This window comes from Streptomyces sp. SLBN-8D4 (genome assembly GCF_049739545.1).
In the GTDB taxonomy this organism is placed as follows: domain Bacteria; phylum Actinomycetota; class Actinomycetes; order Streptomycetales; family Streptomycetaceae; genus Streptomyces; species Streptomyces canus_C.
The window spans coordinates 1,117,088-1,130,347 of sequence record NZ_JBMGQC010000001.1 but is presented as its reverse complement, the minus strand read 5'-3'; the positions used below and the strand labels follow the sequence as shown (position 1 = coordinate 1,130,347).

Below are 13,260 nucleotides of genomic sequence, written 5' to 3'. Positions count from 1 at the left end.
GATGAGCATCTTCCGACGGACCCGGGGCGGCCCTGGGCGCGTGAATGCGCAGGAGGCAGCCGCGCGCACCGGGCACGACAACGCCGACGGCGGCGGTGACGCCGTACTGCTGGACGTGCGTGAGTCCTACGAGTGGCAGGCGGGCCACGCGCCGCGCGCCGTGCACCTGTCCCTGTCGGCGCTGGCCGCCGGGGCGGGGCTGCCCGCTGACGCGCAGGCGCGGCCCCTGATCGTGATCTGCCGCTCCGGCAACCGCTCCCGACAGGCCGCCGAACTGCTCGTCGCCCGCGGCTCGGAAGCCGTCGACGTGGTCGGCGGGATGCGGGACTGGGCCAAGGCGGGGCTGCCGGTGGTGGACGCGCGCGGACAGAGCGGCACTGTCGCGTGAGCGCACTCATACTCGCCCTGGCCGCCGGAGCAGTCATCGGTCTGGCGCTCGGTGCGCTCGGGGGCGGCGGCAGTGTCCTGGCCGTCCCGGCGCTGATCTACCTGCTCGGATTCAGCCCGGTCGGGGCGACGACCGCAAGTCTGGTCATCGTCACGCTCACCTCGGTCACCGCGCTGGTCGCGCACGCCCGCGACGGGCACGTGCGCTGGCGTACCGGGCTGCTGTTCGCGGCGGCCGGGATCGGCCCGGCGATGGTGGGCGGCGCGCTCGCCGGGCGCGTGCCGGCGGGCGTACTCACGGCCGCGTTCGGGCTGGTCGCGGGAGTGGCCGCCGTGCGTATGCTGCGGTCCCGGCCCGCCGCGGAGTGCGCCGTGACGGTGCGGCCGGGGCGGGCGGCTGCGGCCGGTGCCGGCCTCGGTGCGGTCACCGGTGTCCTGGGTGTCGGTGGCGGCTTTCTCGCCGTACCGGCGCTGGTGGGTGTGCTGGGTATGCGGATGCGGGAGGCGGTGGGTACCAGCCTGCTGGTCATCACCGTCAACTCGCTGGCCGCGCTGTCGATGCGGGCCGGCACGGTCGAGGGGCTCGACTGGGCCGTCGTCGGCCCGTTCATCGGGGCCGCGATTCTCGGCGCCTGGGACGGGAAGCGGCTGGCCGTGAAGGTCTCTGGGTACACACTTCAGCGGATCTTCGCCGTGGTACTGCTCGCGGTCGCGGCCTTCATGCTGATCGACGCGGTGCTGTGAAGGCCGCGGCGAGCAACGTCAGGCCAGGGACAGGAACAGCTTCTCCAGGCGGGCACGCATCGCATCCGGGTCCTCGCCGTTCTTGCGCCCTGACTCCATGTCCGTCACGCACTGCTGCAGGCCCGTCGCGATGATCGCGAAACCGGCCCGGTCCAGGGCGCGCGAGGCGGCGGCGAGTTGCGTGACGACGTCCTCGCAGTCGCGTCCCTCCTCGATCATCCGGATCACGCCGGCGATCTGACCCTGTGCCCGCCGCAGCCGGTTCAGCACGGCCTTCAGGTCCGCACCCTCAAGTTCCAGTTCCACGATCACTCCTCGAAAAATACCCCTAGGGGTACTGTACGTCCCGGTTCGGGACGGCGTCGACCATTAAGGATCACACCTGCCATGACGAACACCCCCGCCCCCGTCGCCCTCGGCGCGGACCAGGCCCGCACACGGCTGCACGAGCTGACCGTCATCGACGTGCGCACGCCCGCCGAGTACGCCTCGGGCCACCTGCCCGGCGCCCTCAACATCCCCCTGGGCCAGGTCCGGCGGGCGCTGCCGGAGATACGGCACGCCGCCGGGCGCGGCGACGTGCTCGTCGTGTGCGCCTCGGGCGCCCGCTCGGAGAACGCCTGCAAGCTCCTGGCCGAGCAGGGCGTCACCACGGCGACCCTGGCCGGCGGCACCGGCGCCTGGGCCGCCGAGGGGCACGATCTGCACACACCGGCGGCCTGTGACACCCGTTCCGTCTGGAGCATGGAACGCCAGGTCCGGTTCACGGCCGGCACTCTGGTGCTCCTCGGCCTCGTCCTCGGCCTGCTCCTGCATCCGGCCCTCCTGCTGATCTCGGCCGGTGTCGCCGGCGGCTTGGTCTTCTCCGCCCTCACCGACACCTGCGGCATGGCGGCCGTGCTCGGCAAGCTGCCGCACAACCGCCCGAGCCCGGCCGACCTCGACGCCGCGCTCGCCGCTCTTCGCAGTCGCTGACCCCGGCGTTCCAGGGCGTCTCTCGAACGTGACAGCCGCGCCGGGCGTCAGCTCGCCTCCGCAGAGCCCACGGCGGCCTTCCGGCGCACGTCGTCCATGTCGACGGCGCGGATCTTCCCGATGAGTTCCTCCAGCGCCTGCGGCGGCAGCGCGCCCGGCTGCGAATACAGGACGGTCCGGTCACGGACGGCCATCAGGGTGGGGATGGACGAGATCTGGAAGGCGCCGGCGAGTTCGGGCTGCGCTTCGGTGTCGACCTTGCCGAAGACGATGTCCGGGTGGCGCTCGGACGCCTTGTCGTAGACGGGGCCGAACATCCGGCACGGTCCGCACCAGGCGGCCCAGAAGTCGATCAGCAGGATGTCGGAGCCGGTGACGGTCTCCTCGAAGTTGTCCTTGGTCAGTTCGACGGTCGGCATGGGTGTCCCTCCGCTCCTGTATACCCGGTGGGGTATCTGCGTCTGTTCGGTTCAACCGGTGCCGGTGCGGGTTTGTTCCACGCAGGCGGGCGGGAGCGGGAACCAGCGCATGCGCTCGAAGCCGGCGGGCAGTCCGGTGGGGCCGTCGTCGAGCCGGTCGGGACGAGCCGCCAGTACCGCGCGGGCACGGGCGAGTTGACCGGCCAGCGCCTCCTCGCCCAGTCGGCGATGGCGGGCAGCCGGAGCGGAGATCCGCCCGTCGGCGCCGAAGCGGACGTCGGCCAGCCCCAGGGGAGCGCCGACGGGGCCGCTGCGATGGCGCCACTGCCCGGTGTGCGGGTCGAAGCGGTAGTCGGGAAGCAGCCGATGTCCATGGGTGGCGATCAGGTCGACGGCGTCGATGAGGTAATCACGGACGGTGTCACTGATGAAGTAGTTGAAGTTGACGCGGGCCCAGCCGGGCTTGATGCCGTCGCACCCGTGCACGACCTCGTCTAGTAGGGCGTGGGAAGTGGGGGCGTCGATGGCGAGCAGGCGGTGGCCGTAGGGGCCCGCGCAGGAGCAGCCGCCCCGGGCCTGGATGCCGAAGAGGTCGTTGAGCAGGGCCACGACGTAGTGGTGGTGCAGATAGGCGCGCTCTCCGTGGCGGATCCGGAAAGAGACGATGGACAGCCGACGGGCGTCGTGGTTGCCGAGGATCTCGATGCCGCGGTTGCCCTCCCAGGCCGCGAGCGCGCGTCGCCAGTGGCGTTCCTCCGCGGCCTGGATGGTCTGGGTCCCCACCGCCTGCTTGAGGGCGAAGACCAGTCCGGCCCGGATGGACTCCACGATCGCCGGGGTGCCGCCCTCCTCCCGAGCCACCGGGTCGTCGAGATAGCGGTGACCGAGCGGGTCGACGAAGGCGACCGTGCCGCCGCCCGGAGCCGTGGGCACCCGGTTGCGCACCAGCTCGCGCCGGACGACGAGCACCCCCGGGGTCTGCGGACCGCCGACGAACTTGTGCGGGGACAGGAACAGTGCGTCCTTGTGGTCCCCCGCCCCAGGCGAGCTCTCGGCCACCCGGATCGGGATGTACGGTGCCGCCGCAGCGTAGTCCCAGAAGGACAGCGCGCCGTACGTGTGCAGCAGGCGCGCGATGCGGTCGGTGTCGGTGAGGATGCCGGTGACGTTGGAGGCGGCGGAGAAGCTGCCGATCAGCAGTGGACGGCCGGCGTAGAGCTGCAGCCCCGCTTCGAGCCGGGCGAGGTCGATATGGCCGTCGGCGTCCTCGTCGATCACTACCACGTCGGCGATCGACTCGCGCCAGGGCAGTTCGTTGGAGTGGTGTTCGTACGGCCCGACGAACACCACCGGCCGTTCGGCGGGCGGTGGCCTGTCAGGGCGGCGCAGCTGGAGGACGCCGACGAGTTTGCTGGCGGCGGCGGTGGCTCCGGAGCCGCAGAAGATCACCAGGTCGTCCTCGGTGCCGCCGACCGCGTTCCGGATGATCCGGCGGGCGTCCTCGCGCAGCCGGGTGGTCTGCAGGCTGGTGCTGGAGCTTTCGGTGTGCGTGTTGCCGTAGCGCGGCAGCACCTGTTCGCGGACGAAGTCCTCGATGAAGTCGAGCGATCGGCCGGAGGCGGTGTAGTCGGCGTAGACGATCCGCTTCGGGCCGTACGGGCCGTCCAGCACCTCGTCGTCGCCGATCAGCCCGCCGCGGATGCGCTCCAGCAGGGCCGGTACGACCGGCGCCGAGGTCGTACTCATGGCTCCAGCTCGATGTCGATGTCGGGCGGCTCGTGCAGGGTGTTGTGAACCGTGCAGTGCGAGGCCACCGCCAGCAGGGCCGCGCGGCGCTGCTGGGGCAGCTCCGGCGGCGGGTCGATCACGAGCCGCATGGAGGCGACGCGCGGCGGTCGGTCGGTGGCCATGGTGAACTCCGTGCGGACGCGTAGTCCGGCCTGGGGCAGGCCGTGCCGGTGGAGGTAGCGGCCCGCGTAGAACGCCACGCAGGTGGCCAGGGAGGCCGCGAAGAGCTCGGTGGGGGTGGGTGCGGTGTCCGTGCCGCCCGCCTCCAGGGGCTGGTCGACCTGGAGGCGGTGTTCGCGGACGTCCACGGTGTAGGCGTCCCCTTCGACGTGAACGACCTCCAGGCGGTGCAGGTCCACGGGCTGGGGGTGGCTCGTACCGAGGGTCTGAGGTGTACTGCCGGTCATGGCCGGACCCCTCTCTCTGGTGCCGACTGCTCAGGACTCCAGTCGACCGCTGAGCGCGGCATGGGACGAAGGGCCGACGGGGTGCACCGGGGACCGTTCGGTCCTCGTGTCCGATGACGCCGAGGTATACCCTGTTGGGTATTTTACCAGGGTGTTCATGGCAGGCGAGTGGGCATGAGGGCCAATGGGCCCGGCCGAACACATACCCGGGCGGGTACTCGGATGGGGACCAGCGGCCCATGCCCCGCTCCCATCTCCCGCACGACAGTGGGGTCATGGGCAAACACATCGTGATTCTCGGCGGTGGTACCGCCGGCACCATGACGGCGAACCGCCTGTGTCGCACATGCGACCCGAGCGAGTGCCGGATCACGGTCGTCGACCAGCACGACGACCACCTGTACCAGCCCGGCCTGCTGTTCGTGCCCTTCGGGCTGGCCCAGCCGCGTCACCTCGTCCGCTCCCGCCCTCGGCAGCTCGACCCCGCGGTCGACTACAAGATGGCGCGGATCGACCGGGTCGACCTGGACGCACGAACCGTCCATCTCGCCGGAGGCATACGGCTGTCGTACGACGTCCTGGTGGTCGCGACCGGAGCCACCCTCCTGCCGGAGGAGACCGAAGGGCTCACCGGCCCCGGCTGGGGCGAGAAGGTCTTCACCTTCTACGACCTGCCCGGCGCCGCCGGCCTGCACCAGGCGCTGGAACGCTTCGAGGGCGGCCGCCTGGTGATCGACGTCGCGGACCTGCCTCTCAAGTGCCCGGTGGCGCCCTTGGAGTTCGCCTTCCTGGCCGACTGGTACTTCCAGCACCGGGGTATCAGGGACCGGGTCGAGCTGACGTATGTCACCCCGCTCGACGGCGCGTTCACCAAGCCGGTCGCGGCCAGGACGCTGGGCGGCCTGCTCAAGGACAAGGGCATCGAGCTGGTCACGGAATTCACCCTCGGCGAGGTCGACGGCGAACGCGGGCGGCTGGTGTCGTACGACGAGCGAGAGGTGCCCTTCGACCTGGCGGTCGTTGTGCCCCTGCACGGCGGCGCGGAGTACGTGGAGCGTTCCGAGGGGCTGGGCGACGAACTCGGCTTCGTGCCCGTGGACCCGCACACCCTGCAACTCCCGGGCCGTCCCGAGGTGTTCGCGATCGGCGACGCGGCGGGCCTGCCGGCGTCCAAGGCGGGGTCGGTGGCCCACTTCGAGGGCGAGGTGCTGGCGCACAACATCGGCCGCTTCCTCGCCGCACAGCCGCTGGACGCCTCCTTCGACGGGCACGCCAACTGCTTCGTGGAGACCGGCTTCCACAAGGCGCTGCTGATCGACTTCAACTACGACACCGAACCGCTGCCCGGCCACTTCCCGGGACCGGTGGGCCTGCCACTGCTCAAGGAGTCGCACGCGGCCCATCTCGGCAAGCTCGCCTTCGAGTGGCTGTACTGGCACAGCCTGCTGCCCGGCCGCGAGCTGCCCGGCATCGGCTCGGCCATGCCCGAGCACGGCAAGCACCGCGTATCCGACTGAGAACCACGTGACCGACCGATAGTCGCGTGCCCATCCGAGGCCGCCGTCCGTCCAAGGGGAGAGGACCCCGCCATGCCCACCATCACCTACGCCGACACCGCAGTCCCGGTGGACGACGAAGGCTTCTTCACCGATCCCGACCGGTGGACCGAGCCGATGGCCGAACAGATCGCCAAGGAGTCCGGCATCGAGCAGTTGACCGACCGGCACTGGACGGTCATCCGCTTCATGCGCGACCAGTACGCCGCCAAGGGCACCGGCCCCACGGTGCGCGTCCTCGGCAAGACCTCCGGAGTGAGCGTCAAGGAGCTCTACCAGCTGTTCCCCAAGGGCCCGGCGAAGACGGCCGCCAAGATCGCCGGGATTCCCAAGCCGCGCGGCTGCATCTGAGAGGGAGGGCCGCACCATGGCCGGCACTGCCACCATCGAGAAGGTCTCGATCATCGTTTCCAAGGGGTCCCTGGAAGGGATCTACCCGGCCCTGATCATGGCCAACGGCGCCCGCGCCGAGGGCATCGAGGCCGACCTGTTCTTCACCTTCTTCGGCCTGGACGCCATCACGAAGAAGCACTGGGAGCACATCAAGCTCGCCACCGTCGGCAACCCCGGACTGCACCTGCCGACCCTGCTGGGCGGCATGCCGGGCGTCCCCGACCTGGTCACCCGCTACATGGAACGCAAGATGGACAAGCTCGACATCCCGCCGATCCCCGAGTTCATCGAGATGATCGCCGACACCGGCGCGGGCATCTACGCCTGCAAGGCGTCCGTCGACCTCTTCGAACTCGGCAAGGACGACCTGGTCGAGCAGGTCCAGGGCATCATCACGGTCGGCGAGTTCTACGAACACGCGGCCGGCGGCCAGATCATCTACACCTGAGATGGCCGACGCCGGGGCCGGGCCAGGTCTGCCGGACGGAATGCGGCGCGTGCCGGCGGTGGTCGCCCATCCCGACGACGAGTCGTTCGGCCTGGGCGGCCTCCTGGCGCTGTTCAACGAGCGCGCCGTGCCCACCGGAGTGCTCTGCTTCACCCACGGCGAGGCGTCCACCCTGCACGGCAGGCCCGGCGACCTGCACGCCCTGCGCGCGGACGAACTCGCCTGCGCCGCAGGGGAACTGGGCGTCGAGCGGGTGGAACTGACCGGGCACCCGGACGGTGGCCTCGACGGTATTCCGGCGCACCGGCTCGCCGGGGAGGTGGCCCGGCTGATCGGCGAGCAGCGCCCCAGCCATCTGCTGGTGTTCGACCTGGGGGGCGTCACGGGGCATCGGGATCATCAACGGGCCGCGATCGCCGCGCTGTCCGCCGCCCGTGAGGTGGGTGTCGCCGTGCTGGCGTGGCCCCTGCCGCGGGACGTGGCGGAACGGCTGAACGCCGAGCTCGGTACGTCCTTCGTCGGGCGGGACCCGGCGAGTGCCATGTCGTCAAGCGGGTGCCGTGCGAGCGGCAAGGCCGTGCGATCGCCTGTCATGCCAGTCAGTCGGTCGACAATCCGGGCTCCGGCGCCGTCTGGAACTCCTGGGTACCCGGGAGTACTTGCGCGTGTTGCACTGCCCCGGCCGACGGCGCGATCAGGTGGGAGGCGTGTCCTTTCGCGTCGACCGGACGGGGGCGCCGCCGCGCTCGGCCAGGTCGGCGTGCGCAAGGAGCAGACGGGCCAGGTCACGTGCCTCGTCGGCGGTGAGCGCCGCCCACACGCCAGGCTCGCCGCCTTGGTCCCGGCCCACGTCAAGGGCGACCCGGCTGATGGGCCGGTCGGTGGGAGCGAGCAGCAGACACCGTACGGCGATCCTGCGCCCGCAGCTGGTTACGAGAGTGTCCCCACTCGCAGAGGGCCGATCGGGTCCTGTCGTCGTCATCGTCCTCACGCTCCTCCGTCCGGTCGGGGTGGTCCCGGCGGGTGCCGTCCGTAATGTGAATACCCGCCGGGGTATAAGTGACAGCGTTCCGCGAGGCCGCATTGTTCCCCTCGCGTAGGCGCAGTCGTTCTGCGGCGACACGTGCGACACGATGGAGGGCCGCACGCAAGGGGGTGAAGGGGGAGCATGCGGGGCCGTCCGGCCCTCCGCGGGCCCAGGCCGAATAAATACGGTAGGGGGTAATGAAATCCGTGATCATTCGGGAGGGATCCCTCGATGACCGTCTCCGACCAGACCCAGCCGACGCCTCCTGGCCACGCCGGCCTGCCGCTCATCGGTGACAGGGCGCCGGACTTCGCGGCCGAGTCCACCCACGGGCCCGTCCGACTGTCCGACTACGCCGGCCGGTGGCTGGTGCTCTTCAGCCACCCGGCGGACTTCACCCCGGTGTGCACCACCGAGTTCGTCGCCTTCACCGAGCTCACCGACGAGTTCACCGCCCGCGGCACGGCCCTGCTCGGCAGCGCCGTGGACTCCGTCCACAGCCACCTCGCATGGACCCGGGCGATCGAGCAGAAGCTGGGTGTGCGTGTCCCGTTCCCGATCATCGCCGACCTGGACATGCGCGTCTCCCGCGCCTACGGCATGCTCCACCCGAACACCTCGGCCACCGCCGCCGTACGCGCTGTCTTCGTCATCGACCCGGAGCAGACCGTGCGTGCGGTGCTGTACTACCCGATGAACGCGGGACGCATGATCCCCGAGATCCTGCGGCTCCTCGACGCCCTGCAGACCTCCGACCACGACGGCGTCTCCTGCCCGGCCAACTGGCGTCCCGGCGAGGACGTCGTCCTCGGCGCCCCGCGCACCCAAGCGGAGCTGGAGGCACGGCTGGCCGACGACAGCGTCAAGCTCACCGACTGGTACCTGGCGACCAAGGCAGGTACAGCGGCCTGACGCGCCGACCGGGGTCATCTCCGTACGGCGTGGACGAGCGCGTCGAGGGCCGTGCGATTGTCGCCCTCGGCGGCGGTCACCGGCCGGGCGGCCGTCTCGGCGCGCAGGATGTCGGCGTGCGGCCGCCACAGGTCGGCGACCTGCTCGGCGGTGTACAGCACGCGTGGATCCTGCGGGCCGCCGTGGCCGTGCTCGGGGTTGGCCGCGTCGTGGCCGACGAGGAGCAGGGTGCCGCCCTTGCCGACGGCGGTGGCGGCCCGGGTCAGCACCTGGGCCATGTCCGGCCACGGCAGGTGGAGATACGCGATCAGGGCCAGGTCGTACGTGGCCCTGACCGCGGCCAGTTGTCCCTGGGCCCGCCGTAGCCGGTTGAGTACCTCGGCCCACGAGTCCGCTTCCTTGTCGTCGGTGTTCACGACTTCGGTGGTGTGCACCGGACACCTCCTCGGGACCGGACACCTTCTCGGGACCGGACACCTTCTCGGGGCCGGGTGGGGGAGTGTGTACCGCGTGTATAGGTGTCCTGCGGCGACGCGGCCGTGCCGTTGCCGGGTATGGTCTCGGCGCGGAGGGCGAGCGGGATCGCAGGGTTGGTTGCGTCATCCGGCACGGCCGGAGTGTCACTTGGCCGCTCCGGTGTTCGGCTGGAGCGGCTGAGCAGGTACCAGCTGACGCCGATCCCCGCCGCTGTGGCCATGGAAGCCCAGGTCCAGGGGCTGGTCAGCAGGGTGTGGCGCAGATCGGAGCCGGTCTGCTGACTCAGGACGAAGACGCCCATGACGGCGACGAACCAGCCGAAGGACTTGCGCAGCGCGTCCTGCGGGATGCGCCCGGCGAGCAGGCCTCCGAGGATGCTGCCGACGACGGCGGTCGCGGTGACGAGGGCGGCGAAGCCCCAGTCGATGTGCACGCTCGCGAGGTATCCCGCCAGGCCGGCGAAGGACTTCATGGAGATGACCAGCAGTGAGGTGCCGACCGCGACGGTCATCGGCAGTCCGCCGAGCAGGGCGAGTGCGGGAACGACGAGGAAGCCTCCGCCGGCGCCGACGAGTCCGGTCACCAGGCCGACGACGATGCCGTCCAACAGGACGTGCAGGACGGGGAGTTCGTGGTGGGCCTTCTTCGGCGCCCGCCTCCGTCCCCGGATCATGGCGACGGCGGTGGCGATCATCATGAGGGCGAACGCGATCAGGAGGATGCTGCCGGGGATGAACTCGGCGAGCCGTCCGCCCGCGTAGGCGCCGGTCATGCCGGCGAACCCGAACAGCAGGCCGGTGCGCCAGCGGACGCGTCCGGCCCGGGCGTGCGAGACGGCTCCGGCGGCGCTGGTGACGCCGACGACGAACAGGGAGGTGGCGATGGCTTCCTTGGTCTCCATGCCGGCCAGGTAGACCAGGATGGGGACAGTCAGGATGGATCCGCCGCCGCCCAGGATGCCGAGGCTGACGCCGATGAGCAGGGACGCGGCGATGATGACCGCGATCATGGGGTGTCCCGTAGGGCGGTGACGACCGTGTCGAGGTCGGTGCGTGGGCCGCGGTTGTAGGGCAGCTTGGACAGCAGCATTCCCATGGCGCAGGTGTTGGTGAGTGCGGCGATGGTCAGTCCCGCGCCGACTGCCGTGCCGATCAGGTGGAGTCCGGGCACGAACAGGCCCGTGACGCCGGTCAGCAGGACGAGGGTTCCGGCGACGAGTCGGACCTGACGTTCCAGGTCCCAGCGCTCCGGGCCGCGGGTGAGCGGGCCGCCGGCGGACTCCCAGGCCACGACGCCGCCGTCGAGGACGCGCAGGTTGGGGAGTCCGGCCTCGGCCAGGGCCTGTTCGGCCTGTGCGGCGCGGGCGCCGGAGCGGCAGATGAGGATGACGTCCTCGTCGAGGTGGTGGAGCAGTTCGGCGCGGTGTTCGCGCAGGGTGTCGAGGGGGACGTTGTAGGAGCCGGGGATGTGGGCGGTGCGGAACTCGCCGGGCGTGCGCACGTCCAGCAAGCGCGGGCCCTCGCCGGATCGGGTCAGGTCGCGCAGGCCGGCGGGGTCGAGGCGTGGTTTGTCGGCTTGCATCGTCATTGATGAACTCCAAAGTCATTGCACGGTGGCTGGGGCGGCGGTCGGGTTCCGTGACCGCCGCCCGGGACTTGCTTGAGTGGGGTCAGACGTCGGCTGATGCGGGCAGGGTGAGCCAGGCGCCGTACCCGCCGAGGAGGTCGGAGACGTCGGTGCGGCCCTGGTGGCGCAGCAGGCTGGCGGCTATGGAGGAGCGGTGGCCGCCCGCGCAGTGCACGACCAAGGGACGGTCGGCCGGGATCTCCTCGACACGGCGCGCGAGTTCGGCCAGCGGGATGTGCAACGAACCCTCGATGAAGCCCTCTTCGCGCTCGGCGGTGTTGCGCACGTCCAGCACGAGCGGCGGCTCGTCGCCGTCGAGCAGACGTCGCAGCTCGTCGGCGGTGAGCCGGCTGGCCTGATCCATCTCGTCGGCCAGGGCGGGGAAGGCGCCCTCGGGTTGGCGCAGGTAGCCGCCGACCTTGTCGAAGCCGATCCGGGCGAGCCGGGTGACGACCTCCTCCTCGCGGTCCTGCGGCGCGATGACGACGACGTCCTGTTCGGGGGCGACGACCATGCCGGCCTGCTCGGCGAACCGGCCGTCCGCGGGTACGTTGACCGAGCTGCGCAGATACCCGGGAGCGAAGTCCTGCGGGGAACGGGCGTCGACCACGACGGCTCCGGCCGCGCGCCGCTGCATGAACTCCTCCACCGACAGCGGCCGGGGCGCGGCGGCTGCGTCGAACAGGCCGTGCTCCTTCCGGTTGAGGATGGCGTCGTAGACGAAGTACGCGGGCGCGGACGGCTGGCCCTCGGTCACCAGCGACACGAACTTCTCCTCGCTCATCGGGCGGCAGGCGTAGTTGGTGGCGCGCTGCTCGCCGATGGTGGACTGGCGCTGGGTGGAGAGGTTCTTGCCGCAGGCGGATCCGGCGCCGTGGGCGGGGAAGACCCGCACAGCGTCCGGGAGGTCCATCAGCTTGTGCTGGATGGTGTCGTAGAGCATCTTGCCGAGTTCGTCGGCGGTCACGCCGATCGAGGCGAGCAGGTCGGGGCGGCCCACGTCGCCGATGAACAGCGCGTCGCCGGTCAGCACCCCGTAGGGGACGGTGTCGTCGGCGTGCTCGTACACCAGGACGCTGATCGACTCGGGGGTGTGGCCGGGGGTTTCGATGATCTGGAGCTGGACGTCGCCGAGGCTGATGCGTTCGCCGTCGGTGAGTTTGCGGATGGGGTATTCGGCCTCGGCGCGCTGTCCGTAGCCGATCCAGGCGCCGGTTCGGTCGGCGAGTTCGAGGTGGCCGGCGAGGAAGTCGGCGTGGAAGTGGGTGTTGATGACCGCCTCGATGGTGAAACCGTGGGCGGCGGCGTCGGTGAGGTATTCGGAGACGTCGCGGCGGGGGTCGACGACGACGGCCTTGCCGGTGCTTTCGTCGGCGATCATGTAGGACGCCTGGGAGAGGCAGTCGAGGTAGTACTGGGCGAAGAACATGGTCGGATGACCTCCATGTCGGCTGGGTAATACCCCGGGGGGTATATAGAAGGGTCTGGTCCGCCCTTGTCGGAGGACGGGGGCGGGATGGTGGCCGGCCCGGGTCGGGGGAGGCCCGGGCCGACCGGTCAGAGGCGGCCGGTGAGCATGCCGTGCCAGTAGATCGGCGGCAGCCCGTACCGCTTGAACGCCCACAGGGTGCGCCGCTCCTTGAAGGGGTCGAGCAGCGGGAAGGAGGGCGTGGGGTTGAGGTCGTAGTCGAACTCGGCGAGCAGCATCCGGTCGCGGGCCGTCACCAGCGGGCAGGACGTGTAGCGGTCAGGCGGCGTGCTCGTGCGAACCGGCCGCGACCGGACGGCCGGCGCGGGCCCAGGCGCCCGTGCCGTCGGTCACCGAATAGGCGTCGACACCACGGGAGTTCATCCAGTCGGCAGCCGTCTTGCTGCGGTTGCCGCTGGCGCAGATCACGAACACCGGCCGGTCGGCGGGAAGTTCACCGCATCGGGCGGGCACGGTGCGCAACGCCATCAGGCGGGCGCCGGGCACGTGCCCGGCCGCGTACTCGTCCGCCTCCCGCACATCGATGACGAGTGCGCCGTCGGCCCAGGCCGCCGCGAACGCTTCCTGTGTCACTTCGCGAGCCACTTGATTGCCTCCTCAATTACCCCCGGG

General features: G+C 70.8%; 16 protein-coding genes and 3 pseudogenes. 8 read left to right on the top strand and 11 right to left on the bottom strand.

Annotated features, from left to right (window positions below; all coding sequences use genetic code 11):
* The first annotated feature begins 1 nt into the window (after nt 1).
* Together RKD20_RS05240 and RKD20_RS05235 are read left to right on the top strand one after the other, a co-directional pair.
* Complete coding sequence (locus RKD20_RS05240; protein ID WP_424876627.1) at nt 2–388, top strand: rhodanese-like domain-containing protein; 387 nt, start codon at nt 2–4, stop codon at nt 386–388.
* Nucleotides 385–1,131 carry a sulfite exporter TauE/SafE family protein gene (locus tag RKD20_RS05235; RefSeq protein ID WP_424876626.1) on the top strand — a complete coding sequence of 249 codons (747 nt, stop codon included), beginning with the start codon at nt 385–387 and terminating at the stop codon, nt 1,129–1,131. The genes RKD20_RS05240 and RKD20_RS05235 overlap by 4 nt, the downstream gene beginning before the upstream one ends.
* An 18-nt stretch (nt 1,132–1,149) precedes the next feature.
* Here the strand turns inward: RKD20_RS05235 and RKD20_RS05230 are convergent, their stop codons facing one another.
* Nucleotides 1,150–1,437: a metal-sensitive transcriptional regulator gene (locus RKD20_RS05230; RefSeq protein WP_424876625.1), complete on the bottom strand. Its 288-nt coding sequence runs from the start codon at nt 1,435–1,437 to the stop codon at nt 1,150–1,152.
* An 81-nt stretch (nt 1,438–1,518) separates the two neighbouring features.
* Between RKD20_RS05230 and RKD20_RS05225 the strand changes: the two genes are divergently transcribed.
* On the top strand, nt 1,519–2,106 hold the full coding sequence (locus RKD20_RS05225) for a rhodanese-like domain-containing protein (RefSeq protein ID WP_424876624.1): 588 nt from the start codon (nt 1,519–1,521) through the stop codon (nt 2,104–2,106).
* A 47-nt stretch (nt 2,107–2,153) separates the two neighbouring features.
* Here RKD20_RS05225 and trxA read toward each other — a convergent pair whose 3' ends face one another.
* From trxA to RKD20_RS05210, 3 genes are read right to left on the bottom strand one after another with little or no spacing between them, the layout of a single operon-like run.
* Nucleotides 2,154–2,525, bottom strand: a complete 372-nt coding sequence (trxA, locus tag RKD20_RS05220; protein ID WP_424876623.1) for a thioredoxin — start codon at nt 2,523–2,525, stop codon at nt 2,154–2,156.
* Between the two features lie 51 nt (nt 2,526–2,576).
* On the bottom strand, nt 2,577–4,271 hold the full coding sequence (locus RKD20_RS05215; RefSeq protein ID WP_424876622.1) for an aminotransferase class V-fold PLP-dependent enzyme: 1,695 nt from the start codon (nt 4,269–4,271) through the stop codon (nt 2,577–2,579).
* The gene (locus tag RKD20_RS05210) at nt 4,268–4,720 is read right to left on the bottom strand and encodes an OsmC family protein (RefSeq protein ID WP_424876621.1); all 453 of its coding nucleotides are present in this window, start codon (nt 4,718–4,720) and stop codon (nt 4,268–4,270) included. The genes RKD20_RS05215 and RKD20_RS05210 overlap by 4 nt, the downstream gene beginning before the upstream one ends.
* Before the next feature lie 275 nt (nt 4,721–4,995).
* On the opposite strand from RKD20_RS05210, the gene sqr reads away from it, so the two are divergent.
* The 4 genes and pseudogenes from sqr to RKD20_RS05190 form a co-directional block, all read left to right on the top strand.
* Nucleotides 4,996–6,237 carry a type III sulfide quinone reductase, selenoprotein subtype gene (gene sqr, locus RKD20_RS05205; protein ID WP_424876620.1) on the top strand — a complete coding sequence of 414 codons (1,242 nt, stop codon included), beginning with the start codon at nt 4,996–4,998 and terminating at the stop codon, nt 6,235–6,237.
* A gap of 72 nt (nt 6,238–6,309) precedes the next feature.
* The gene (locus RKD20_RS05200; protein WP_424876619.1) at nt 6,310–6,627 is read left to right on the top strand and encodes a TusE/DsrC/DsvC family sulfur relay protein; all 318 of its coding nucleotides are present in this window, start codon (nt 6,310–6,312) and stop codon (nt 6,625–6,627) included.
* Nucleotides 6,628–6,643: 16 nt separating this feature from the next.
* The gene (locus RKD20_RS05195; protein ID WP_424876618.1) at nt 6,644–7,117 is read left to right on the top strand and encodes a DsrE/DsrF/DrsH-like family protein; all 474 of its coding nucleotides are present in this window, start codon (nt 6,644–6,646) and stop codon (nt 7,115–7,117) included.
* A 1-nt stretch (nt 7,118) separates the two neighbouring features.
* A pseudogene (locus RKD20_RS05190) lies at nt 7,119–7,487 on the top strand (PIG-L family deacetylase); the annotation flags it as partial.
* A gap of 324 nt (nt 7,488–7,811) precedes the next feature.
* Here the strand turns inward: RKD20_RS05190 and RKD20_RS05185 are convergent.
* Nucleotides 7,812–8,099 (bottom strand): hypothetical protein, encoded by a 288-nt coding sequence (locus tag RKD20_RS05185; RefSeq protein ID WP_424876617.1) that lies wholly within the window; start codon nt 8,097–8,099, stop codon nt 7,812–7,814.
* 276 nt (nt 8,100–8,375) lie between these two features.
* On the opposite strand from RKD20_RS05185, the gene RKD20_RS05180 reads away from it, so the two are divergent.
* The gene (locus RKD20_RS05180) at nt 8,376–9,056 is read left to right on the top strand and encodes a peroxiredoxin (RefSeq protein WP_424876616.1); all 681 of its coding nucleotides are present in this window, start codon (nt 8,376–8,378) and stop codon (nt 9,054–9,056) included.
* Nucleotides 9,057–9,070: 14 nt separating this feature from the next.
* On the opposite strand, the gene RKD20_RS05175 is transcribed toward RKD20_RS05180, so the two are convergent.
* The 6 genes and pseudogenes from RKD20_RS05175 to RKD20_RS05150 all read right to left on the bottom strand — a co-directional run bounded on the left by RKD20_RS05175 (nt 9,071) and on the right by RKD20_RS05150 (nt 13,233).
* Nucleotides 9,071–9,490 (bottom strand): hypothetical protein, encoded by a 420-nt coding sequence (locus tag RKD20_RS05175; RefSeq protein WP_424876615.1) that lies wholly within the window; start codon nt 9,488–9,490, stop codon nt 9,071–9,073.
* A gap of 167 nt (nt 9,491–9,657) precedes the next feature.
* Nucleotides 9,658–10,542 (bottom strand): annotated as a pseudogene (locus tag RKD20_RS05170) (sulfite exporter TauE/SafE family protein); the annotation flags it as partial.
* Nucleotides 10,539–11,120 carry a rhodanese-like domain-containing protein gene (locus RKD20_RS05165; RefSeq protein WP_424876614.1) on the bottom strand — a complete coding sequence of 194 codons (582 nt, stop codon included), beginning with the start codon at nt 11,118–11,120 and terminating at the stop codon, nt 10,539–10,541. The pseudogene RKD20_RS05170 and the gene RKD20_RS05165, both read right to left, overlap by 4 nt.
* A gap of 82 nt (nt 11,121–11,202) precedes the next feature.
* The gene (locus RKD20_RS05160) at nt 11,203–12,588 is read right to left on the bottom strand and encodes a rhodanese-like domain-containing protein (protein WP_424876613.1); all 1,386 of its coding nucleotides are present in this window, start codon (nt 12,586–12,588) and stop codon (nt 11,203–11,205) included.
* A 128-nt stretch (nt 12,589–12,716) separates the two neighbouring features.
* Nucleotides 12,717–12,908, bottom strand: a pseudogene (locus tag RKD20_RS05155) (pyridine nucleotide-disulfide oxidoreductase); the annotation flags it as partial.
* Entirely contained in the window at nt 12,907–13,233 is a 327-nt protein-coding gene (locus tag RKD20_RS05150; RefSeq protein WP_424876612.1) for a rhodanese-like domain-containing protein, read from the bottom strand. The gene RKD20_RS05150 and the pseudogene RKD20_RS05155, both read right to left, overlap by 2 nt.
* Between the last annotated feature and the right edge of the window lie 27 nt (nt 13,234–13,260).

What these genes read in the sequence shown, in the direction of transcription:
- RKD20_RS05215 (WP_424876622.1), bottom strand. Translation starts at nt 4,271, where the DNA reads ATGAGTACGACCTCGGCGCCGGTCGTACCGGCCCTGCTGGAGCGCATC.
- trxA (WP_424876623.1), bottom strand. Translation starts at nt 2,525, where the DNA reads ATGCCGACCGTCGAACTGACCAAGGACAACTTCGAGGAGACCGTCACC.
- RKD20_RS05225 (WP_424876624.1), top strand. Translation starts at nt 1,519, where the DNA reads ATGACGAACACCCCCGCCCCCGTCGCCCTCGGCGCGGACCAGGCCCGC.
- RKD20_RS05185 (WP_424876617.1), bottom strand. Translation starts at nt 8,099, where the DNA reads ATGACGACGACAGGACCCGATCGGCCCTCTGCGAGTGGGGACACTCTC.
- RKD20_RS05165 (WP_424876614.1), bottom strand. Translation starts at nt 11,120, where the DNA reads ATGACGATGCAAGCCGACAAACCACGCCTCGACCCCGCCGGCCTGCGC.
- RKD20_RS05180 (WP_424876616.1), top strand. Translation starts at nt 8,376, where the DNA reads ATGACCGTCTCCGACCAGACCCAGCCGACGCCTCCTGGCCACGCCGGC.
- RKD20_RS05160 (WP_424876613.1), bottom strand. Translation starts at nt 12,588, where the DNA reads ATGTTCTTCGCCCAGTACTACCTCGACTGCCTCTCCCAGGCGTCCTAC.
- sqr (WP_424876620.1), top strand. Translation starts at nt 4,996, where the DNA reads ATGGGCAAACACATCGTGATTCTCGGCGGTGGTACCGCCGGCACCATG.
- RKD20_RS05200 (WP_424876619.1), top strand. Translation starts at nt 6,310, where the DNA reads ATGCCCACCATCACCTACGCCGACACCGCAGTCCCGGTGGACGACGAA.
- RKD20_RS05195 (WP_424876618.1), top strand. Translation starts at nt 6,644, where the DNA reads ATGGCCGGCACTGCCACCATCGAGAAGGTCTCGATCATCGTTTCCAAG.
- RKD20_RS05240 (WP_424876627.1), top strand. Translation starts at nt 2, where the DNA reads ATGAGCATCTTCCGACGGACCCGGGGCGGCCCTGGGCGCGTGAATGCG.
- RKD20_RS05210 (WP_424876621.1), bottom strand. Translation starts at nt 4,720, where the DNA reads ATGACCGGCAGTACACCTCAGACCCTCGGTACGAGCCACCCCCAGCCC.